Annotated in this window: 21 protein-coding genes; 13 read left to right on the top strand and 8 right to left on the bottom strand. The window is 55.1% G+C overall.

From position 1 onward, the window contains the following. Nucleotides 1-10: 10 nt before the first annotated feature. The 5 genes from CWE16_RS00625 (at nucleotide 11) to CWE16_RS00605 (ending at nucleotide 6732) form a co-directional block, all read left to right on the top strand. On the top strand, nucleotides 11-784 hold the full coding sequence (locus tag CWE16_RS00625; RefSeq protein WP_131592167.1) for a ribonuclease H family protein: 774 nt from the start codon (nucleotides 11-13) through the stop codon (nucleotides 782-784). Nucleotides 785-792: 8 nt separating this feature from the next. Further along, nucleotides 793-1974: a quinone-dependent dihydroorotate dehydrogenase gene (locus tag CWE16_RS00620; protein ID WP_131592165.1), complete on the top strand. Its 1182-nt coding sequence runs from the start codon at nucleotides 793-795 to the stop codon at nucleotides 1972-1974. 15 nt (nucleotides 1975-1989) lie between these two features. Next, complete coding sequence (locus CWE16_RS12195; protein ID WP_236629487.1) at nucleotides 1990-3561, top strand: PilN domain-containing protein; 1572 nt, start codon at nucleotides 1990-1992, stop codon at nucleotides 3559-3561. Between the two features lie 114 nt (nucleotides 3562-3675). After that, nucleotides 3676-4320: a hypothetical protein gene (locus CWE16_RS00610; protein ID WP_131592163.1), complete on the top strand. Its 645-nt coding sequence runs from the start codon at nucleotides 3676-3678 to the stop codon at nucleotides 4318-4320. A gap of 6 nt (nucleotides 4321-4326) precedes the next feature. Further along, complete coding sequence (locus tag CWE16_RS00605; protein WP_443081592.1) at nucleotides 4327-6732, top strand: type II secretion system protein GspD; 2406 nt, start codon at nucleotides 4327-4329, stop codon at nucleotides 6730-6732. A 17-nt stretch (nucleotides 6733-6749) separates the two neighbouring features. On the opposite strand, the gene CWE16_RS00600 is transcribed toward CWE16_RS00605, so the two are convergent. The 3 genes from CWE16_RS00600 to CWE16_RS12445 form a co-directional block, all read right to left on the bottom strand. Further along, a complete protein-coding gene (locus CWE16_RS00600) occupies nucleotides 6750-7580 on the bottom strand; it encodes a pentapeptide repeat-containing protein (protein ID WP_330848512.1) in 831 nt (276 codons plus the stop codon). A 61-nt stretch (nucleotides 7581-7641) separates the two neighbouring features. Then, nucleotides 7642-8019 (bottom strand): hypothetical protein, encoded by a 378-nt coding sequence (locus tag CWE16_RS00595; protein WP_153188429.1) that lies wholly within the window; start codon nucleotides 8017-8019, stop codon nucleotides 7642-7644. A gap of 3 nt (nucleotides 8020-8022) precedes the next feature. Continuing rightward, on the bottom strand, nucleotides 8023-8775 hold the full coding sequence (locus tag CWE16_RS12445; RefSeq protein WP_131592159.1) for a DsbA family protein: 753 nt from the start codon (nucleotides 8773-8775) through the stop codon (nucleotides 8023-8025). Between the two features lie 66 nt (nucleotides 8776-8841). Between CWE16_RS12445 and CWE16_RS00585 the strand changes: the two genes are divergently transcribed. The 6 genes from CWE16_RS00585 to pilM all read left to right on the top strand — a co-directional run bounded on the left by CWE16_RS00585 (nucleotide 8842) and on the right by pilM (nucleotide 13451). Beyond that, nucleotides 8842-9525 carry a PilN domain-containing protein gene (locus CWE16_RS00585; protein ID WP_161567549.1) on the top strand — a complete coding sequence of 228 codons (684 nt, stop codon included), beginning with the start codon at nucleotides 8842-8844 and terminating at the stop codon, nucleotides 9523-9525. Continuing rightward, entirely contained in the window at nucleotides 9522-10241 is a 720-nt protein-coding gene (locus CWE16_RS00580; RefSeq protein WP_131592155.1) for a hypothetical protein, read from the top strand. Before CWE16_RS00585 ends, CWE16_RS00580 begins: the two co-directional genes overlap by 4 nt. Nucleotides 10242-10344: 103 nt before the next feature. Beyond that, the gene (locus CWE16_RS11980) at nucleotides 10345-10878 is read left to right on the top strand and encodes a hypothetical protein (protein WP_131592153.1); all 534 of its coding nucleotides are present in this window, start codon (nucleotides 10345-10347) and stop codon (nucleotides 10876-10878) included. Nucleotides 10879-10890: 12 nt separating this feature from the next. Further along, the gene (locus CWE16_RS00570; RefSeq protein ID WP_131592151.1) at nucleotides 10891-11109 is read left to right on the top strand and encodes a hypothetical protein; all 219 of its coding nucleotides are present in this window, start codon (nucleotides 10891-10893) and stop codon (nucleotides 11107-11109) included. 38 nt (nucleotides 11110-11147) lie between these two features. Next, nucleotides 11148-11678, top strand: coding sequence for a hypothetical protein (locus tag CWE16_RS00565; protein WP_131592149.1), 531 nt, complete (start codon nucleotides 11148-11150; stop codon nucleotides 11676-11678). Nucleotides 11679-11681: 3 nt separating this feature from the next. Continuing rightward, on the top strand, nucleotides 11682-13451 hold the full coding sequence (pilM, locus tag CWE16_RS00560) for a type IV pilus biogenesis protein PilM (RefSeq protein ID WP_131592147.1): 1770 nt from the start codon (nucleotides 11682-11684) through the stop codon (nucleotides 13449-13451). Nucleotides 13452-13490: 39 nt separating this feature from the next. Here the strand turns inward: pilM and CWE16_RS00555 are convergent, their stop codons facing one another. The 5 genes from CWE16_RS00555 to CWE16_RS00535 form a co-directional block, all read right to left on the bottom strand. Beyond that, nucleotides 13491-14564, bottom strand: coding sequence for a type II secretion system F family protein (locus tag CWE16_RS00555; protein ID WP_131592145.1), 1074 nt, complete (start codon nucleotides 14562-14564; stop codon nucleotides 13491-13493). 114 nt (nucleotides 14565-14678) lie between these two features. Continuing rightward, nucleotides 14679-15731, bottom strand: a complete 1053-nt coding sequence (locus CWE16_RS00550; RefSeq protein WP_131592143.1) for a type IV pilus twitching motility protein PilT — start codon at nucleotides 15729-15731, stop codon at nucleotides 14679-14681. 20 nt (nucleotides 15732-15751) lie between these two features. After that, entirely contained in the window at nucleotides 15752-17395 is a 1644-nt protein-coding gene (locus CWE16_RS00545; protein WP_131592141.1) for a GspE/PulE family protein, read from the bottom strand. Next, nucleotides 17395-18699, bottom strand: a complete 1305-nt coding sequence (locus CWE16_RS00540; protein WP_131592139.1) for a pilus assembly FimT family protein — start codon at nucleotides 18697-18699, stop codon at nucleotides 17395-17397. The genes CWE16_RS00545 and CWE16_RS00540 overlap by 1 nt, the downstream gene beginning before the upstream one ends. 97 nt (nucleotides 18700-18796) lie before the next feature. After that, entirely contained in the window at nucleotides 18797-19258 is a 462-nt protein-coding gene (locus tag CWE16_RS00535; protein WP_131592137.1) for a prepilin-type N-terminal cleavage/methylation domain-containing protein, read from the bottom strand. A 715-nt stretch (nucleotides 19259-19973) separates the two neighbouring features. Between CWE16_RS00535 and CWE16_RS00530 the strand changes: the two genes are divergently transcribed. Then, nucleotides 19974-20651: a histidine phosphatase family protein gene (locus CWE16_RS00530; RefSeq protein WP_131592135.1), complete on the top strand. Its 678-nt coding sequence runs from the start codon at nucleotides 19974-19976 to the stop codon at nucleotides 20649-20651. Between the two features lie 74 nt (nucleotides 20652-20725). Then, complete coding sequence (locus CWE16_RS00525) at nucleotides 20726-21874, top strand: pyridoxal phosphate-dependent aminotransferase (protein WP_236629486.1); 1149 nt, start codon at nucleotides 20726-20728, stop codon at nucleotides 21872-21874. Nucleotides 21875-21888: the final 14 nt, after the last annotated feature.

The raw sequence follows: 21888 nt of genomic DNA, 5'->3' as shown, positions 1-21888 counted from the left end.
ATCGAAACCAATGGCTGACAAGGCCGATCGCGACGCTCGCGGCCGGGTGGTGGCAGCGGCCACCGATGGGGCCTGCAGTGGGAACCCCGGCCCGGGGGGCTGGGGAGCGCTGTTGCGCTTTGAGGACGGCAGTGTGGAGGAATTCGGCGGTTCAGATCCGGCCACCACGAACAATCGGATGGAGTTGCAGGCGGCTCTGGCTGTGCTGGAGCGGCTCAAGGAGTTGCCCCGCCACCCTGATCTGCGCTTGCGCACCGACAGCAAATATCTGATTGATGGGCTTGGCTCTTGGATGGCCGGCTGGAAACGCAAGGGCTGGAAGACCGCTGCTGGTAAACCCGTGCTCAATCAGGATCTCTGGCAGGCCCTGGATCGCGCCCGGCTGCCTGATGTGCCCCTGGCCTATGTGAAAGGGCACAGCGGCGACCCTGATAACGACCGCGTGGATCAGATCGCCGTGGCCTTCTCCCGAGGAGAGCGTCCTGTGCTCGGCGCGTCGGGATCCGCTCCTGCTGCAGGTGCTTCTGCCCCTTCGGCCTTGGAGGAGGCCCCGGCTCCAGCCTCATTGCAGCGACTGCTCAGTCGCCTGGAGCTGGCTGATCGTCTCGCCCAGGGCGGCTATGGCCTCACAGCGGTGGAGCTGGCCCAGCTGGTGGAGCAGCCCCTGGCCCGACTCCAGGATCGGGATGGTCCCTGGCGATGGCGCGACTGGTGGGTGGAGCCCCTCGAGGAGGGGCGCCGCTGGCGCTTGCAACGTGCCGAGGCAGGATCAGAACAGAACTAAGGGGGCCGATGGCCGAGCCGTTCTCTACGGGAGGCTTCTACCAACGTTGGTTGGGTCCCTTGCTTGCCCGCGATGAGGGCGTGGATGCGGAGCAGTTGAGCCGATCGGCGCTGCTGGCTCTTGGGCAAGCCAGTTTGCGTCGCAACTGGCCAGGGGTCTCCACCGTGCTGCAGGGGATTGCGGCCGAACTGCAACGGCGCGATCTGCGCCTGGAGCAGGTGCTGTTTGGCTGTCGCTTCGCCAATCCGGTCGGCCTGGCGGCCGGGTTCGATAAGAACGGTGTGGCCGCTGGGCTCTGGGATCGCTTCGGGTTTGGATTTGCGGAGGTGGGCACGGTCACTTGGCATCGCCAGCCCGGCAATCCCCGCCCGCGGTTGTTCCGGCTAGCGGCGGAACGGGCTGCTCTCAACCGGATGGGTTTCAACAACGATGGGGCGGAGGCGATGCTCCGCACCTTGGAGCGCCAGGCACTGGCGGCACCAGGTCAGCGTCCGGCGGTGCTCGGCATCAACCTGGGCAAATCGAAGGTCACCCCCCTCGAGCTTGCTCCCGATGACTACGCCTCTTCGCTGGAGCTGCTGGCCCCCCTGGCTGACTATGCGGTGATCAACGTGAGTTCACCGAACACTCCTGGCTTACGGGAGCTCCAGGATTCGGTGCAGTTGCGTCGGCTGGTGGAGCGCCTGCGTCGCTTGCCGGCCTGCCCACCCTTGCTGGTCAAGATCGCTCCAGACCTCGAAGACGATGCGATTGATGGCATCGCTCGTCTTGCTTACGAGGAAGGACTGGCGGGGGTGATCGCCGTGAACACCAGCCTGGATCGTCTCGGCCTGGAGCAGCGCCTGCTTCCCCAGACTGGTCGCAGCCTGGCGGAGGAGGCCGGAGGCCTCAGCGGTGCGCCCCTGCGCCATCGTGCCCTGGAGGTCATGCGGCGCCTGCGGGCCACCGCCGGGCCTGCTCTGCCCCTGATCGGGGTGGGTGGCATCGATTCCCCAGAGGCGGCCTGGGAGCGGATCACGGCCGGGGCTTCTCTCGTGCAGCTCTACACCGGTTGGATTTTTGAGGGTCCTGATCTGGTGCCACGCATTTTGGAGGGACTCCTGCAGCAGCTGGATCGTCATGGCTTCCGGCATCTCCGCGAGGCGGTGGGTAGCGGCGTGCCCTGGATTGAGTCGATACCGTGCCGTTAAAGGCCTCCTCGGATCTTGGAGCTGGGAGCACTGATCGAGCGCGTTCCCGCTTTGGAGCGGGCCCGGGCCGGATGGCGGGCGTTGATGGCGCGCCAGGCGGTGTGGCTGGCACCGGCTTCGGATCAGTTGGAATTGATGTGGTGGCAGCAGGGTGCCTGGTGCCATCGAGCGGCCAACTTGCCGGCGGACATCTGTCGAGATGGCCTGCCGCTGCAACGGGAGGCTCTGGCGGAGTTCATCGCTGATCTGCTGCTGGAGAGCGGCCTGCCCCCCACCGTTGTGGATCTGCACCTGATGCTGCCCCTGGAGGCTGGCCAGTGGCGTCTCTTGGAGCCGCCTGCCGCTGGGCGCCTGGGCAGCAGTGATGATCTGCGCACGCTTCAGCCTGAGCTTGGCTGGCCCTTTTCTCTTGCAGAGGCCTACCTCGCGCTGGAGTCTCCGGAGGCAGCCGGAGGCGAGCAGGTGCTGGTGGGTACCGAGCGGATGCTGCTGCAGGCCTGGGTGGCGGTGATCGAGGCGGCTGATCTGCGCCTGCAACAGGTGGATTGGCTGCTGGCGGCCGCCCGTCGGCAACTGGTGGTCCGGTTAGGGGAGGCTGGCGGGGATCTGGTCTGGCTTCTGCAGCAGGGCCGCGGCTGGCGGTTGCTGCTCCTGCGCCATGGCCTGCCGGAGCTCGATCGTTACTTGCCTGCCGGGGCTGAGCTGGAGCATCAGGTGCAGCAGCTGTTGGCGGCCTGGCAGCACCAGGGGGGAGCCTTGACGCAGCCCGCTCGCTGGTGGATCACTGCCCCCCAGGAGGCCCGGCAGCAGCAGCTGGCCTGGTGCCCATGGGCTGAAGGGGAGGGGCAGCCATCGCTGCTGGCACTGGCTTTGCCAGACCAGGCCCCGATCACCGCGGCGGCGTCATCCATCGACCTGCTGCAGGAACGGCGCCAGGAGCTTGGCCTGGCGGTTGCCGAAGCCGGCGAGCTGCCGACCTGGCCGCTGCTGCTGCGGGGATCGCTGGTCGGTGGAGGTGTGCTGCTGCTGACGGTGCTGCTGCTGGGAGTGATGGGGTGGCGTGAGGCTGAGCAGGCCCGTGCCTTGGCGGCATTGCTGCCGGTGGAAGCACGGGTGACTGCGGCAGAGAGTCGACTGCGCCGGATGCGCGCCCGCACAGCGGCGCTGCGCAAGGACAACACCCGTCTTGCGGAACAGCTGGTGGCGGTGCGTTCTGGATCGGCCCTGCTGGAGCAACTGCGCCGGGTGACCCCTGGGGGCGTGCAACTGCAGTCGGTGCGGGTGCAGGGGGACGCGATCCAGATCTCAGGGGAGGTGGCTGCCGCCATGGCCCCAGGGCCGTTGGAGCGCATCAATGCGTTGGTGCTGGCTTTGGCAGCTCTGCCGATGAGCGCAGCCGATGGGGTCGAGGTGGTCAAGATCACGCGCCCTGACGCCGACAAGGAGCGGTCGGCAGCGCTGACGTTCTCGCTCCGCTGGACCCTGGACCCGGCGGCCCGGCCGTCCCTGGCGGAGCTCGAGGCGCTCGGCGCTGATGGCCTGGCGGCCCGCTATCGCTTGCTGCAACAGGCAGGGGTGGCGCTGTGACCAACCTCAGCTCGACTCAACCCACCTGGAGGAGAGGCTTCAGCCGGGAGCGTCTGCTGCTGGGGGCGCCGATTGTGCTGGGGGGGCTGGTGGCTCTCGGTTTGCTGGCGCTGGATGGCTGGCCCCGTTGGGCAGCGGCTGAACGCCCAGCAAAGGCGCCTCGGGGAGCTGGAGGCGAAGCAGGCGACCTTGCCACTGTTGGAGGGGCAGCTGGCCAAGGCGGAAGAGCAGGAGCGCTCCATGCAGGAGCAGCAGGCCTTGCTGGTGAAGCTGCTGGCCGGCAAGGGTCAGATTCAGACCTTCCTGGCCCAGCTCAGCCGGATTGCTGTGGCCACCGGTGTGGCGATCGAGCTTTACGAACCGGTTCCGCCGGCCGCTCCCGAGGGCGGCAAGGCTGGCAAGGGGAAGCCGGCCAAGTCGAAAGCTGCCAACGGCAAGGATCCAGGCGCGGCCAAGGCCCCCAAGGACCCGCTGGCCGCCCGGGGCTACGAGGCCACCAGCGTGCTGCTGCAGCTGCGCGGTTCGTATCAGGCGGTTCAAGCGTTTCTGCGTCGAATGGAGGCACTGGAATTGCTGGTGCAGTCCAGCGATCTGGAGATCCGTGGTGTGGAGGTGGAGCGCTCTGATGCCAAGAAGGCAGCGGCCTCCGGTCCGGTGCTCACCCAGCTGAAGTTGCGGCTCAGTTTTTATGACCAGCGGCCGGAGAAACCGACTAGCCATCAGGCTCCCAAGGGGAAGGATCGACGACCACCTGCTTGATTTGCGGTGCTGGCTCAAGCTGGGGAGCATCGATACGATCCGCGCAACCACGCAGCGCTCGGTCCTTTGGTGCGTATTCCATTCCGGAGACGGCAACTCCCCGCATCAGTGCTTACGGCTTGGGTTGGCTGCAACCCCTTGCTGCTTGCCGGACTGGGTGCTGTTTCGATCATGGCTGCACCTGTTGCCGTGCAGGCGGAGGGAGGGATGCAGCTCCAGGCCCGTCGCGCTGCTGATGGCTTGGAGATTGTGGTCGTGGGTGTGGGTGCCCGGCCGGTGCTGCAACAACGCCTGGTGGGTGGGCAGTGGCAGGGACGCCTCACCACCAAGGGAGCCCCGGGCGTTCGCGCCGGCTTTGGGCAATTGGCTTTGCCTGAGCTGGGGATCCGCAAGTTCAGCCTGGAAGGAGATGGCTCCACTTATCTGCTGCGCTTCGAGGCCGTTAATGGCGTTGCCCCCGCTGAGCCTGTGGTCAGCGCGGATGGCCGCAATCTGATCCTGTCGTTTCCAGGCTTGGCGTCACCATCGGTGCAAACAGGCCGGCTGGATCTCAACACCCCTGGCAGGGTCCCGCAGGCTCGCTATGCACCTCCACTGCAACCCCGTGCCGTGGCTCCACCCTTGGGTGATATGGCCGTGGGAACGATGGTGCTGCAGAACCGCAGTTTTGTGAATGTGAGTGGTCCACCGGTCACCCTCACTCTCAACAACGCGCCAGCGAAGGATGCACTGATGTCTTTGGCCCGTTTAGGCGGCTATGGGTTTGTCTACGTGGGCGACGGGGGCGGGGCTACGACTGCCCCTGGTCAAGCCCCGGGCGGTGCCGTGGCAAGTGGCGGTAGTCCGGTGTCGATGTCTTTTCAGAACGAAAGTTATGCCCGTGCCTTAAATGGCGTGCTGTTGGCTTCAGGTTTGCAGGGGAAGCTGGATGGCAGGACTCTGCTGGTGGGCACTGCAGTCTCTGCGAAGACTTTCGGCCCTCAGGTTTCGAAGGTGTATCGCCTGAATCAGGCCAGTGCTTCATCGGCTGCGGATTATCTGGCCAGCCTCGGTGCATCCGTCAGCAAGGTCAATACAACGTCGATCACTAGTGGAGATCCGTCCTCTTTAGGCACGAGTCAGCTCAGCAATCAAATATCACAGACAACTTCAACGTTGACCAGTGTTGAGACCTATGGAGCGGCAGTTGGCCCTTTGAGGGGTTTGACAGGCACCACCGATGCACGCTTGCAGACTGTGACACTGGTTGGCGACTCTCAGTTGGTTGCCATCGCCGAGAGTTATCTAAAGCAAATCGACCTCAGGCAGAGGCAGGTTGCTCTGACGATAAGGATTTTAGATATCAACCTGGAAAATGATAAGCAAATTGCCAATAGCTTTGCGTTCAGGTCCGGCAACATGTTTGTCGTAAGTGATAACGGAGAGTTGCTGGCCAACTTTGGCAGCTACAAGCCTCCTGCGACTGAGGCTGGAGGTTTGCCGGGTCGATACGCAGCCCAGGATGGAACAACGCCAGTGCCAGGTACTGGCGTACTTGCGGGTGAAAACTCCCCATTCTTTGATAAGCCTTCTTCGGCCTACCCCTTGCCGGGTTCCAGGAGCCAGCTCGGTGGGTCGACTTTGTCACCTGTTAGGCCAGATTTCGGGACTTATGACAATCCTCTGCAACCTGGGGTTAGCGATGTTACTGAGGATCGTGTTGAATACACGGCTCCGACGAAGTTCCAATATCCTGAGGATCAGTTTTTCGACTTCCTTCGGGCAAGGATTCAGTCGACTTCGACAAAGGTGCTTGCGAGCCCAACGCTTGTGTTGCAGGAAGGAGGCGAAAAGTCGACAGGTACGGATAAGGGGAAAATCTCAGAAGATGGCAAGATTGGTCGTGAGCTTTCCAATGAGGCCTATGTGCGTGTTGGCACTCAATTCGTAACCTCTTTCGAGGTAAAGCAAGATGTTAATGGCAATAATTTCTGCCAGCCTGTCTTTGCCAATGCTGGCCTGACATTTGGTGCTCGCGTGGAAAAAATCGATGACAATGGATTTGTGACATTTGCCCTTTCACCCGAGATTTCTGCGCCTGTTGGCACCGAGCAAGTTGGCAACTGTGGTTCGATAACCATTATTAACGACCGATCGTTGGATACAGGAAAGATTCGGGTTCGCGATGGCCAAACATTGATTCTCACAGGCGTGATTTCTGATACCGACCGTGCAGTGGTGACTAAATGGCCAATTCTCGGAGACCTGCCATTCATCGGTCAGTTCTTTAGGAATTCTGGTGGGGAGAGGTCAAAGAGTGAGTTGGTTATTTTGGTGACTCCTAGAATTATTGATGATCGAGAGGGTGGAACCTATGGTTACGGATACAAACCAAGTCTTCCTGCTGCAAGGCAAGTGCTTTCAGGGACTTGAATCCTGGCCCTATGTGTTTAGAAGCCCAGTCCCATTGGGGAAAAGGCCTTGATTGCGAGAGGCGCGAGAGTCGTAATGGCGCTGGTAATGCTGCTCAGAACACCGCTGCCCATTCCATTGGCCGGTGTAGGTGAATCCTGATGATGCCGTCTCTTTTTGAGAGTATCAGCGGCTGAGCTCAGCTGTTTCGCCCAATCATGATTCCCTTGCGATTGATAGATCGTTGCCGCATAGCCAAAGTCTGCGGCGGCGAGGTCGTCCTTCACAAGTTGTGAGCGTGCAATTCCCCTTGCAACCCATGAGAGGCTTTGATTCGGAGCTTGTTGGATGGCATGACTGAACAGAGCTTCTGCTTCACTCCAGCGTCCTTGAAGAGCGGCATCGACGCCTGCATTGTGAAGCGATGCATGGCTCTGGATTCCATTGTCCACTCCCTTGGCTTGATCCCAGTGAGCTTCCTCAAGGGCTTCCGGGCTTAGCTTTGCCCCGCTGAGATCAGACTCTCGTAGATCCGTCCCATAGAGTCGGGCCCCAACGAGATTGGCTCCGCGCAGGCTCGCTCCGCGCAGGCTTGTGAAGCTTAAATCGGCACCATTTAGATCTGCTCCATCGAGACGGGCTTGGCCAAGATTCGCGCGCTGCAGCTTGGCACCTCTCAGGTCCGCATTACGTAAATCGGCATGTACTAGGTCAGCATCTTGGAGCTGGCATTGTTTGCAGGAACGCTCCTGGAGAACACGCAGCAGCGCCGATGGATCAGCGGCATCAGCCGAGACAAAAGCACTGCCTGAGACCATCAGGGTCAGACAGACCAGGAATGAGCGTGCAGACATGCCGTCAGCGGCCACGAAGTTAGCTCCTTGTATCAGCCTTCCTTAGGCCTGTCGATGACACTGCTCAGCAGTTGGTTTACGCGGCTTGCGCTTCGGCAGCCAGGGAGTCGTCTAGCAATGCCTGATCCAGCAGCTCTTTCGCTACAGCCTTAATGAGTTCTGTTTTGGCTTGAGTATGGGCCTGCGCACCTCGGATGGGAATGGTTTTCAGCCTCAGTCGCAGCCGGCTGCCGTCCGCCGTTGTTGCCGAATCCTTCAGCAGTTGCAAGAGGTCAACAACAGCGACCCATGAGAGCGGTTCATCTCTGCTGAAGCTTGGCCTGAAGATCGGCGCTTCCTCTCCGCGCGCATGAATCGCAGCGAATTCATCGACGCGTTGCCGGCGAAAGCGGACAACGGCACCAGGATGCTGGTTAAACCAACGGCGATCGTCGTTCAGCGTTGTGCGGGTCATCAATTAGGGGGAGGGCTTTGTTTTGGCGAGTTCTTGTTTGATCAAAGTCTGAAATTGCGGCCAAGGTAAGGCACCTTCGATAACCCTCCCTCGGTGGCGGAGTTCAGCGATGGTTGGTCCGATCACGAAGGTTGGCGTAGCCCGGATGTCATGGAGCCCGGCTTCAGAGGCGTTGCTGCGGACTGCTTCGAGAATCCCAGGATCTTTCAGGCAGCTTCTCAGTTGCTCGTCGTCAAGTCCTGCTGCGACAGCGATGGCTGCTGGGCCACGACATGCCAGGCAGGTTTGTTGTGCAAACAGGGCACTATGGACCTGCCAGAAGGCCTCTTTTTTCTGGGCGCAACGTGCCACGGCAGCGCTGGGTTCGGCCTGTGGATGGAAGGGCAGAGGCAGATCCTTGTGGATGAAGCGCACCAGCCCCTTGTCAATGAAGTCCCGTTTGAGCTGTGGAAAGATGTCTTGCTGAAAGAGTCGGCAGTAAGGACATTCGTAGTCGCTGAATTCAACGACTGTGACCGGGGCGCTGGACTTCCCAAGCACTGGTTCTCCCTGAAGGAGCAGATCGATGGTCAGTGTTCGGGGTGTAGCGGGCCTGCTTGGCTGCTTTTGTTCCAGCCGCGAAGGGGTACTGGAACTGAGCTGATGCTGGACCCCAAGCGTTCCAACCGTTCCGATTGCTGTACCGAGCGCGAACGAGCCAGCAAGGCGTAATCCAGGCAGCAAGCGTTTCGCTGCCTGCCAATTCAGATTGTGCATGGTTGCGATTCAGGGTGTCACGCAGCGGCTGTTGTCGATTAAATAAGGGAGTTGCGCAGTCGGCCTGTGAGTGTTGGTGCCTGGCTGGATCTGGATTTGCTTCGCCAGCGTCGCGAAGACTTGGGGCAAGTCAAGCCTCAGGTTCAAGCCACAGGTAGTTTGCTGAAGCGAGGAGCTCTGCTTGGCTCTGCAGTGCCAATTGCGGTGTTGTTGATTTGTGGCTGGTTTGTGATCCGCGAGCGCTTACTGACTGGTGAAGTGAGCGCTTTGCAACCTGCTGTGCAAGAGCATGGCGAGTTACAGCAGCGGCTCACCTCGACCCAGGCTGAGCTTAAGACCCTTGAGACGCAAAATCGGGCACTTGCTAAGGCGCTGGCGGATGTACGTTCGAGCTCCGCATTCCTAAGTGAATTGCAGAGGATTATTCCCACCAGCCTGGAACTCAGCTCCGTTGTTGTTAATGGTGATGGGTTGGTGTTGCAGGGATTGGCAATGCCAAAGGGAGGCTTGAAAGCAGTCAATGCATTCCTTCTGAACCTGAAGCAGTCATCCTTTCTTCGTGCGGGGTCTGTCACTCTTGTGAAAGCTGTCTTCAACAACAGCAAGGACAACCCTCAGCTTGACTACGAGCTTAAAGCCTCTTTTGCCAAGGATGTGTATCAGGTCGGCGTTGATCGTTTGACAGCGCTTGGAGCTCTGGGAATGGCACGAAGAGTTTCCCTGATGCAGCAGCAGGGTCTATTGCCATGACCAATTTTCAGGCGAATGCGCCCACAAGAAGAACGCGCTGGCTCACTCCCGAGAGAGCCGTTTTGGTTTTGCCTGTAGCTGCGGGTCTTCTGCTGTCCGGCTTCCTGATGTCGTTTGTGCTCACCCCCTTGCTTGTCCGCGTGCAATTGCAGCGACAGCAAGTGGATGCGTTATCTCGGCTCAGGGATGAGGTTCCGATGTTGCGTGATCAGCTCGAAACATCGCTCGCGCGTCTGGAGAAGCGGAGGCAGCAGGAGGGCTGGTTACTGCAATTGGTTGCTGGAACCGGTGAGTTCGACACTTTTTTGGCCGGACTGAACGATCTCGCTGAACGGTCTGGTGTCTTGATCACTCTGGCGGAACCTGGTGCTGTAGAGGTTTTTCAACCTCCAGAAAAGCCTGCAGAGGGTCAAGCAGCACCACCAGCACCTGCAGCAGGCGGCGCTGCGCCGCCACCATTGGATCCGCTGTTGCGCGAGGGCTTGGAGCGGCGTTCTGCTCAAGTTGAGGTTTCAGGCCCCTTTGCTGGACTCCTGACGTTCATGCGCGCTTTGGAGGCCTTGGAGGTGTTTGTAGAGGTCAAGGACCTTGCCTTAAAGAATTCACAAGTCAGTTCTGCTGATCAGAGTAAGGGCCAAGAGAAAGCTCCAACGCTTGCACTCCCTCTCAAGCTCAGGGCTTATGGGCGTCAGCCTGCTTCAGCAAGCAGCCCCTGATCCAGAGGCCTGGCGGTGGAGTGGAAAGGCTGTTTGCTGTGGTTAAGGTGAGATTGATGTTGATGGAGGTCGTCAGCTGTCTTACCTCTATGCCGGCTTGGGTATGGCCATGCTGACAGCAATTTTTGCGCTGCTTGAGTTTGGTCTCTCACTCACTGGCCAGCAAGCCCAATTAGTCCCGCCTTCGGACTCCTATACAGGCGGTACGCCTCAACAACGTGATGATCGATTATTGCTTCAGATGCTTCATGACTCTGAGGACCTCGAAGCAATCAGCCGAGAGTTGAGTGCGCAAGACCTTTGTGATCAGTTGCTATGTAGGGCTAGTTCAATCCATGCTGGGCGATGCAGAGGCCATAATGAGATTGGTCCTGATGGGAAGGCCATCTGGACCCTCGATAATCAGTATCGTCCAGGCTATGAGTCTTTGGCGAAATTCACAGGGACCGTGATTGATGCTTCAGGCCATCCTTTCCCAGCTGCTTGTGTTCTCACTCACCGTGAGGACAGTCGAGAGCACCGAATTTTGATCACTCCTGATCCGAGAGATGCTTCAGCCCCTTACGGTGTTTATTCTTGTCTGATGGATCTCAACAATCCTCGTACGACGGGACAATGTTCATTTGAAAAGACGTGAAGGGGAACTCTCATGCTTGATGCAATTGTAGGCGTATTGATTGCTGTCACGGCCACGACAGCTCTTGTTGTTTCAGTTCAAGTTGCCGAATCAGCCTTTGACCAAGCTGGTCGCTCACCACTACTTAAGAGAGAAGTTGACATACTCCAGGGTGCCGGATACGACGGAAGTGCTGGATCGGAGCATCGGCGGGTTTTGGAAGCAGATCTTCGTCAGTTGCCAATTCAATGAGAGTGAAGAATCGCTATATCGAGCCAGCCTTTAGTGGAATGTCGTTGCTGGAGATGGTGGTTGCCATGATGATGTTGGTGTTATTTACTGGCGTGGTAGTGGCTGTTCTTGAGCTCACAGCACGTTTTGTGGCAGATCAAGAGGCTGGTGGTGATGGAGCTAATGGTGTTCTGATTGATCATCAAGAGATTCAGGCTGGTTTAGACCAGTTGGCTGAGGTGCTTGGTCAGCCTGGGATTAGCAAGGAGAGGCTTGATGGTCGTCTGACAGAGCAAGGTTGGCCACAAATCGCTTTCTCTTCTTCAGAGAATCCTGATCGGGTCTGCGCACCGGCAGGATCCAATCCATTGGCCTGGTGGCGTTTGCCTGGTCCGTCGCTCAGCTTTCCAGCTGGTTATCGCATCTGCGTTTGGCGAACCGGTCTTGTTGAGTCATCTGCCCAGGCGTTGAGCAGCCTGCAACCAGGTGCTAAGGCAGGAATTTATGTCCTGCAAGCCTTGCCTGAGCGGTCAGGTGCCGCCAGTCTTCCAACACGACGTCTTTTCTGTAGGCCACGTCCTTATTGCTGAAGCATGACATCAACACCTCTTATTGGTACCACATTCTTCGGTTTGGATCTGACCGCGTTGCTGCTGCGCATGCAGGGATTGAAGAGGCAAGTCTCGAAGAGGGTGCTTCTTCTGGAGTTTGATTCCAGCCGTTTGAATCTCGCAGAAGTGCGATTTTCAGGTGCTGGTTTGCAGTTTGATCATGTGACGTCTGTTGAGTTACCCCAGGAGGCCTTGGAAAGGGGGGTGCCAACCGACCCCGGAAAGATGGCTGGTTTAATTCAGGAGGTATGTCGTGAAAAGCAAATCAACGTGCATCGTGCTGCAGTGGCCTTGCCTACTGAGGTGGCATTTCAACGCTTGATCGAGCTTCCTGCGCGATTGTCTTTTGAGGAGGCTCGAGCTTTTGTTGTAGATCCTTCCAGTGCTCTGCAGGTCCCCATTGCTCTCAGCCAGTCTGACTTTGATCTTCAACCTACCTCTCTTCCAGTTGTTCATCGCCAAGATGGCACCTTCACTCCCTATTTACTGTCAGCCGTACCTCGTCACTTGGTTGACAAGATCATGGACACATTGCAGCTTTCTGAATTTGAGCTTCAGGCATTGGAAATCGGTGGTTATAGTCAGTTACGCCTGATGGCGGCTGAACTTTTGATGATGAGAGAGAGTGAGGTTCGTTTAGTTCTTGAGTTATTGCCTGAATGTACTCATTTCACCCTAATTACTGCCTCAGGACCATTGCGGTTTGAGCGCCTGGCCGCCATACGTGAGTTCACTGAGCCGAGTTTTTCTGATGAACAGGCCGATTCTTTTGTGGGGGATGGTATTTCAGCTGAGCAGATCATGATCCGTCAGGATGGCTACATGGCCCTATCAGAGTTGGATCTGCGAGTGCTTGTTTTTGAGATTCGCGAGGCGTTAAAGCGATTCTCAGAAGAATGGTCTGGCTTTCATCTTTGCGATATCGCGATCACTGGCGTTAATAGTGCTCATCCGATTCTTTCGCAGTTGCTCGAGACAGAATTCGGGCTTCGTGTTGTTGTTTTGGAGCCTTCCTTGGCTCATGGTGTGGAAGGACTTCAACTCGATAGCTTTCTGGTCCAAAAGGGTCTTAATCGCCTCGTTGGCTTAGGTCTTGGCTTGCTTCCACCTGACCATTTGTTGTCTTGTCCTATTGTCAAACTTGAAGAGGATTCAAGTGCTGCTGGCCAGTCTTCAGCGTTGGAGGATTTTAGAAGTGACCTCCCCCCGAGGCCCCAACAAGTTTTGCCTTTTGCCACTCCTGTCGGGAACATTAGTGATGACTTGGCTCCTCTTGTCATCAAGGGTGATTCAGTTCGGGATTACGATGTTTCTAGCGTCAAGGATTTGGAGCAACCTACTGTTTATTCTTTATTGGACACCATTCAAGCCGATGAGTCCGATCCTCTTCATCAAGAAGAGGAGAGGCCTTCGGTTACCACTCTCCCTTCAACTGAAGGTTTAGAGGAAGATCAGTGGCCAAGTATTGCTCACATAGACGGCAATCTCTTTCCGGTTGAACAGCTAGACGAAGAAGCAAATGTAATAAACCCTGAGGGCACCACTGACCGATCAGTCGCCACTGAGAGCTTGCCGGAGGAAGATTGGCCGAGTATTGGCCGTTTGCAGTTAGCCAACACAGATGAGCCAATGCCACAATGTGAACCGAGCGATGAAATGGCTTTAAAAGACAGTGACTCTGAGCAAAATGAGGTTCGACTAGAATCGCCTGCAAATCCCTTGGGTGAACTGAGATTTAGCGACGAAAGCTAAAGCTGTATATGTGAGAACGCGCGGGAGTATCATGATTCATTACTTTCCAAATTTCTGAATCAGGCTAAACATGGGTAAGTACAGTGATACGACAATTGTGCCCACGATTCCCGCCACCACGAAAATAACGGCCGGTTCCATCGCTTTTGTTAGGGAGCTAACAATTGACTCTACTTCTCGCTTGTAAAAAATGGCCAGCTTCTCAAGCATAAAACTTAGCTGGCCTGTTTCTTCTCCGATCTTAATCATCGAGATGACTAATTTTGGAAATACTTTGCTTTGATTAAGAGAGTAATTTAGCTCTTGCCCTTGCATCACAAAATTGATGCCGCGCCGAATTGTAACTCGGATTCTTTCATTCGAACTTGCATTGGCGCAGCGGTCTAGACCATCCACAATGGGTATGCCCGAGTTCACGAGCGTCGCTAACGTATCGCACATACCGGCCATTTCTGACCTTAAGATCAGGTCTCCAAATAATGGAACTCGAAAAATTGCAGTATCAATCTTCAGTCGCCCTGTTTTGCTGCTGTAAATGCTCTTGAATCCGTAGAGGAGTCCTGCGATGACCAGTGGTGCACCAATCGCAAATTGTATTGATGTTACAAGGTTTGATAGGGTCAGCATAAATGAAGTGAGTGCAGGTAGATCTGCACCCATACCATCAAACATCGCTTTGAATTTTGGTACAACAAAAATGAGTAGGCCGAGACTGACCGAGATTGACAGTAAAAAGACAAGTGCTGGATAGACCAGTGCACCAATGATTTGCCCTCGGATTTTTGCCTGTTCCTCCATTAAGAGTGCGATTCGATCTAGGACTTGATCAAGGATTCCGCCAGCCTCTCCGGCTTCGATGAGACCTACAGTGATAGGCTTGAATACTTTTGGATATTGTTTTAATGATGTAGAGAGCTCTTCCCCAGCGCTGAGACGAGCAGCAATTCTCTGAATGCAATGGGCCAACTTCTTGTTTGTCATATTTTCAGCTATGAGGTTCATCCCTTGTGCAAGTGATACACCACTTTGAAGTATCACTGCAAGCTGCCGGAAGAAGATGAGTAAATCTTTTTGTGCAATCTTTAGGTCTTTAGGTGCAGGTTGACCCCCCATTAGACTATTCAGAAAGCCCTCTTCGCCTAAGAGAGAGGTTGCAGGTTGACCGCTACTCCCTCTGGAGGGCTCTGTTGCGGTTGAGTGTTTGCTGCTACCATATGTGGCCATAGTTTATGTTTCTGATTGTAGGATTGCTTTCGGATTCGATGCCTTGCTGATTGCCTCTTGCAGAGTAATTGCTCCGTCATCGACCAGTTTTTGCAGACATTGTTCCAGCGTATTCATTCCATCCTTGCTGCCAGTCTGAAGTTGTGAGTAAATCTGACTGACCTTGCGTTCTCTGATTAAATTTGCAATGGCTGGTGTATTGATTAGTAGCTCATAGGCAAGTGATCGTTTGCCTGACGTATTTTTGCAGAGTGTTTGCGACATAATGCCAACTAAAGAAGTCGATACTTGTAACCTCGCCTGTTCTTGTTGATCCCCCGGGAAGACATCGACAATTCTTTCAACAGTCTTAGCTGCTGAGGCTGTGTGTAGTGTTCCCAGCACAAGGTGACCTGTTTCTGCTGCCGTTATTGCCAGTTGAATCGTTTCCAAGTCTCTCATTTCTCCGATATAGATCACGTCCGGATCTTCTCTGAGAGCGGCTCGTAATGCAGAGGCAAAGGACTGTGTATCGCGCTTTACCTCTCGTTGATGGATAATTGAATGGCGAGAATGTGAAAATTCAAACTCAATGGGATCCTCGATTGTGAGGATATGTCTTTTTTGTGTTTCTAATATGCAATTGATAAATGCTGCGAGAGTAGTCGATTTTCCTGAACCTGTCGGACCTGTGCAGAGCAATAATCCCCGATGTTTAGTGGTGAGATCAATGAGAGGTTGAGGCAGGCCAAGGTCCTGCCAGCGTGGCAGATTATCTGGCAGGATTCGAAGCGTTAAGCAGCGTTTGTTATTGGCGACATAGGCGTTGATCCGAATTCGAGAGAGTCCTTCTAAGCCAATGGAAGTGTCAAGATCACCTTTTTCTCTATAGATCGCATGTTTTTCATCTCCAAGAAGTTCGCTTAGAAGTTGATCCATGCTCTCCTTGTTGAGAATATTGTCAAGGATGCGAATATCTGAATTTACACGAATTGCTATTGGGGACTCTTCCTCAAGATGAATGTCAGATGAGCCTGCCTTAATCGCAAACTCAACAATCTGTCGTGCAAGCTTCATCGTGGCACTCGACTGATTCTCTAGGTCTCAGTATTACAGATTTTTTTGAGTTCGGAAACGGTTGTCAGGTGGTTCCGGATCAAATCAACAGCATAGCTCTTGAGTGTCTTCATCCCTCCATCCACAGCAATGCTTTCGATTTCATGCGTTGATCGTTGTTGTTTGACCGCTTCTCGAATGTCCCGGTTGATCTTCATGAGCTCGTAGGTTCCAATCCTTCCCTGATAACCACTGCCGCTGCATCGGGTACAAAGCGTCTGCTCTTGCTTTCGTCTGCTTTTCTCTTCAGCATTGAGTGCTGTCGCAACACGAACACTCGTCCCCACCTGAAGACCTGTGAATTCACTCTCGGCCTGGTTGATTGGCCTTTCACTACTGCATTCTGGGCAGACCTTTCTTAGTAGGCGTTGGGCTAGTACACCGCGTAGTGAGGCGTTGAGTTTGTAGCTGGGTACTTCCATATCCATCAAGCGGGTTAAAGAGCTTGATGCACTATTGGCATGCAGTGTTGTGAAGACTAAATGCCCGGTTTCGGCGGCATCCATCGAAGATTCGGCTGTCTCAGGATCTCGTGTTTCACCAATCAGAATGACATCTGGATCTTGACGTAAGAAGGTGCGCAGCAAATTTGCAAACGTTTGTCCCTTCGCGCGCATAACTGGAAACTGTTGAATATTGCCACCAAGATCATATTCAATTGGATCTTCTGCCGTCACTATATTCAACTCTCCACTGTCTTTTTCTCGAAGTGTTGAGGCCAGTGTTGTCGACTTGCCGGAACCTGTTGGACCAGAAACAATAATGATGCCATTTGCCTCATTAATGATTGAACGAAATTCTTTTCGCACCCCTTCGTTCGAGATTAGCAAGTCAAGACTGAGCATATCACTATTGCTATTTAGGATCCTAAGCACCATCTTTTCCCCATATTTGCCAGGTGCTGTTGCACACCTGAACTCCATTATTTGCCCTTCAAATCTGCGTTTAATTTTCCCGTCCTGAGAAGCACGTCGTTCTGCAATATCCATTTTGGCCATGTTCTTTAGGCAAGCTGTTAGCTTGATCCCTGCAGAACGAGGCATTTTCACGTAGTTTTGCATGACACCATCGCGTCGAACTCTGATGTTGTAATCGTCTTGGCGGGGTTCGACGTGAATATCAGAAACATTACTTCTGCAGGAGTGAATTAGTATCTTTGCAGCAGCCTGTTGAATCTTGCTGCCCAGCATTTCTACCGACAGATCCTCCGCCGCATCCTCTATAACTTGTTCTTCCCCATCATCAAAATCAAAATCGAAGCCGGCGGAACCCTCCCCGTCAGCTTCTTTTAGGGCATCGAGAATCGCATCATCGCTGAATTCGGTTTCTGAGATGCTGTCACCACTGATGAGTCGCTCTTGCGCAGCCTGATCAAGAAGTGCTTGTATTTCATCTGCCGGTTTTTCGATGAATTGGCATTCGTATTTATGCTCGGCTGCACGTTTTTTGATGAATTCCCCGATAGTAGCCAGGTAGCTAAAATTGCCGATTGCTAGTGTTACTACTTTAGTGCCAGTCCGTTCTACTGAGCTTAATGCAATTGGAACAACAAGGTTCTCGCGGCACCACTGTAACGAGAGGACCTCGTCTATTAGCTTGCGGACATAGGCTGGTGTAATGCTCATCAAATAGGAACGCAATCACACCAGGATCCACCGAAGAATCTGCAATATGTTTCGTGTCTTGTCCGACACTTTGGTTCGATTTTTGGACAGCTAGCATCGTATGCTTCCTTGCTGCGTTTGTAGTCATTGTTGCATACCCAAAAGGTGTCTCCGCAAGGTTGTGTCACCCGTCCTTTCGATTCGTGTGTGACCAAGCCATTTTGGCTTTTACGAACAAGTTCATTTATTTCTGATTGGCACTGACGCCCTTCATTGGCTTCTACGCATTGTCTATATGAATCCGCATTTAACAGTTTTTCTCCACCACATATGTAGATGGGTTTGGATCCACAGTAGGGTAGTATTTTGTCGTTAAGTCCGCCTGATGCGATTACGTTGTTAACCTCATCGTCGCACATCAGGCCGCGCCATTGTTCTTGTGTTGGCACTTGTGTGCCTTTGTGAAACCAGAATTCTTGAGGCCCACATTCTGTGAATGTGACAGGTGATTCTTGTGGATTTGTATATGGCGGTTGTTGCTTTCTTAGTTTTTCAACGTTCTCTGTGCAGATGCGGCCGTACTTTTCTTCTAGTGCTTTGTCGTAATCATCTTGTGTGTAGCCAACGATGATTCCATCCAGAGCGTAGACAGTGCGATTGCATGCGTTTGTTGTACAATACTGGGCCTCTGTGATTGGAGGCCTTGTAGGGCATTTGCTATCACCAGCAGGATTCCATCGAACAGTAGAACCACTGCTTTTTGCATTAATCCATTGATTATAGGCCGATTCGCATGCATTTTTGGCTGCTGTGATTTGTTCTAGATATTTGACGTGTGCTTTTAGTTCTTCACTCACTTTGCAGTTTTCACCAGCCCATGCTTTGCATGATGGCAGTGAGTCTGACCCTGTCGGTGTGGCTAGCTTTGTGAGTTTTCCCATGCCAATGGCGAATCCCAATGGATAGCGGTGCGTTTCGTTGCTACCGATTGGTTCAATTGACAAATAAGAGCATTTGTTGCCGCCTTCAGAAAGTTTATATCCGTACTGCTCCAGGTTTTCATCAGAGATGATGTTTGGGTCAACAGTGAGATTTGCGTCGTCTGACGTCCGCAGTCTTTGTAGGCAATCGGCAGCGGCACTATTGACCTGTGTCTGAACGCCATCAATCTTTGATTGCTTGATCCATTTGGCAAACGGTGGAATTGCTAAGGATGACAGAATTCCTAGGACTGCTATGACCGCTATCAGCTCTAAAAGCGTGAATGCTTTGGAGTTGTATTGATGTTTCTTAATCAGAAGTTCTCTGGTGAATGTTTTTTGCATCTCGCCGGAACATCTATTGGGGAACCTGATTCTTTTTGGCTAAGCTGCCCATACGACATACCTCTTGAGAGGTGAATCATATGGGCATGGTCAGCCTCTACCACTTCGATGCTGCAGTGCAATTGTAACTGCCAGCGGCATTGCCTCTCAGCGCGCATGTCTTGGCACCCGAATAGAGGTCAATAGTAAAAGTTGGGATTGTAGCCAGCGATGGTGTGAACGTTTGGGTTGTTCCTGTGGCTGTAGGGCAAGTTATTGCTGTTGTTGTTGAAAAGGCGCCCCCATTAATTGACGGAGCGGTGATTTGTGTTGACGCGGCTTGTCCGCGGGTTCTTGCCACTGAGCACTCTGTGAAGGCATCAACAAGATATTTTTTGCCGGCGGAAGCCGCCGCGTCATCGGTCACGCCCTGGAAGTTTGGCAGTGCGATCACGATGAGCACAGCCAAAACGGCAATGACGACAACAAGTTCGATGAGGGAGAAGCCTTTCTCGCCAGCCTTACGGCTCAGTACGCGGCGAGTGCTTGGCTTGTTGAGGTAGGCCTGGAGAAGGGTCATGAGATCTGGAAAGCCCTTACAAGGCTGGCCGCCCGCGCTTCTTTTGTCAATGCCACGTTCTTGTTGTTTTGCGGCAATGCATTGTATGCAATGAATTCGTGTCTGTCATGCCACGGCTCTTGTTTGCGACTGAATTGCCATGTTCTCCATTGGTTTTGTCGCTCCCGTCGGCTTCCACTTCTCTCTGGTCTTCTTTTTTTACTGCTGATCGTTCGCCTCCTGGTTGCCTCGCTTTTCTTATGGCGCTGTATCTGGTGTTTTTCTTTTTGCGGGCGCTATCTATTGTGTATTCCGTTTTGTTTGTCAATGTCGGCACCCTTTACGGCTTTCTGGCCACAGGGGCTGAATCCTTCATTTGTGATCCATTCCTCTCTTCTGTCTGTCCCCTCTTGTCGATCAGGGTTCCTCGTCGTACCTCCATGCCGTGATGAATCTCCTCGGTCTATTGGTCGGGTTGCATTGTGTTGATTCCTTTTTAGGGGCGTCCGGTCTTTTCTGGCCCACCTGCCGGAGCTCCTTGCTTTGGAAGCTTGCACTCTTCTGGATCCGCCCTTTCCTGGCGTCCGTAGTGTGCTGTTTCTTTTGCTGTTAGTTGGCACCCTCCTTGGGTTTCGAAGCCAATTCGTTGCTACCTGACCAATAGGCAGTGTCCACTTCAGATCGAATGCTTTTCCAGAGAGTCCGCCCCCTTCTGGCAGCAGGTGTCGTCCTGTCCATGTTTGGCACCTTTCTGTCGTCTGCTCATGCGGTGCCTCGCAAGGTCATCCTTCTGCGCCATGGCGAAAAGGCCAATGCATACGCCTTGTGTGCGATCGGGCAGCAACGATCCCTTGCGCTGCGGGATACCTACTTGGGTCGTGATGCCACGAACAGAGTGCTTTTGGGTGGTCAGGCACCTGCGGCTTTTTTGGCGATCACCTTGCACACGTTGGAGTTGGCGGCTCCCTCTGCTCAGAGTTGGGGGATGCCGATCAATACCTATGCCGTCGTGCCCCTGGACGGCGGCGGAGCAGCTGTGCCACAGGAGCTCAAGAACGCCACAAGGATTGCCGCTGCTGATGTGTTGAGCAATCCGGCCTGGCACGGCCGCACTGTTGTGATGACCTGGCAGCACACATCCATTGCCAATGCTCGCCTAGAGCGTCAAAACCCTGGTGAGAAGGTCACCCTTCGCCAGTTGCTCAATCTTGATCGGCTTCCCGGCGTGCCAGAGACATGGCCTGGCAAGAACTACGACTACTTCTGGGTTGTCAATTACGACCCCCAACGCTCTGAGATCCCCACGAGCTTTGAGATGGTGAAACAGGTCTACGCCCCACCGTTTAACACCCTTCCTCAGAACGACTGGGGTGCGCCGTTGCCGAAGGGCTACGCAGCGGGATGCAAAAGCTAGACGGGCTTCTGACAGGCGTTGGCGTTGTCTTCATGCGATCCACTGGCATCCCCCTTCATTGAGGGGGGTGTGCCATGGGCAGGATGGAGCGACAGCAGCTGGCGTCTGGTGTGAGCAGCGGACCACCTCCCCATGGCGGCAACCTGATCCAGGAGGCGCAGCGGTTTGGGCTGAATCCAGGCCGGGTTCTTGATGCCAGCGCCTCACTGGTGCCGTTTCCTCCACCCCGCCGCCTGCGACAGTCCCTTGCTGAGGCCATCCGCAGCAGTGCCCTGCGCAACTATCCCGATCGCAGTCAAACCGCGCTTCGGGAAGGAATCGCTGCCTGGCATGGCGTGCCACCAGAGCAGGTGTTGCCAGGCAATGGTGCTGCTGAGCTCTTCACATGGGTGGCCCGTGATGCGGCCGCGCTCGGGGTCAGTGCTTTGCCCCAGCCGGGTTTCGCTGATTACGCCCGGGCCCTGCGTTGCTGGGACGCTGCCAGTGTGTCGGTGTCGCTACCGCTCGCCTGGCCTGATCAGAGCGATCCCCATCCTTGGCCGTACGCACCGGACTCGTTGACGAATGCATCCGTTGTCTGGATCACCAACCCCCACAACCCCACAGGTCAGCTCTGGAGCCGCGCGTCCCTGGAGCCGCTTCTGGCTCGTTATCGCCTGGTGATCTGCGATGAAGCCTTTCTGCCCTTGGTGCCCAACGGCGAACAGCAGACCTTGATTCCGCTTGTGGCGGATCACCCCAACCTGGTGGTAATTCGCAGCCTCACCAAGTTGTTTGCGATTGCCGGCTTGCGTCTGGGCTACGCAATCGCTGCGCCGGAGCGGCTGCAGCGTTGGAGTGCCTGGCGTGATCCCTGGCCGGTGAACGGCCTGGCCTTGGCCGCCGGCACGGCGGTGATGGCCGATCCCTCGGGGCTCAGCCGCTGGCAGCAGCGCGTGCAGCGCTGGGTGAGCTGTGAGGCTGCCTGGCTGCAGGAGCAGCTCCGATGCCTGCCCGGCCTGGACCCTCGTCCTTCCCATGCCAACTACGTCCTGGTTGAGGGTGCTGCGTCGTTGCTGGCGCTGCGGGAAGGCCTGGCGCGTCGCGGTGTGCTGTTGCGCGACTGTCGTTCGTTTGCAGGTCTGGGGGAGCGTTGGTTACGGATTGGCCTGCAGGATCGACGCGGAAACCGCCGGATTGTGCGGGCGTTGCGTGATCAGCTCGCGCTTCAGTCTTTGATCTGAGCACCGCAGCAACC

It is taken from the genome of Synechococcus sp. BS55D (assembly GCF_004332415.1).
Classification (GTDB): domain Bacteria; phylum Cyanobacteriota; class Cyanobacteriia; order PCC-6307; family Cyanobiaceae; genus Synechococcus_C.
Note: the sequence above shows the minus strand (reverse complement) of the source record. Positions and strands in the feature narration are given on the sequence as shown.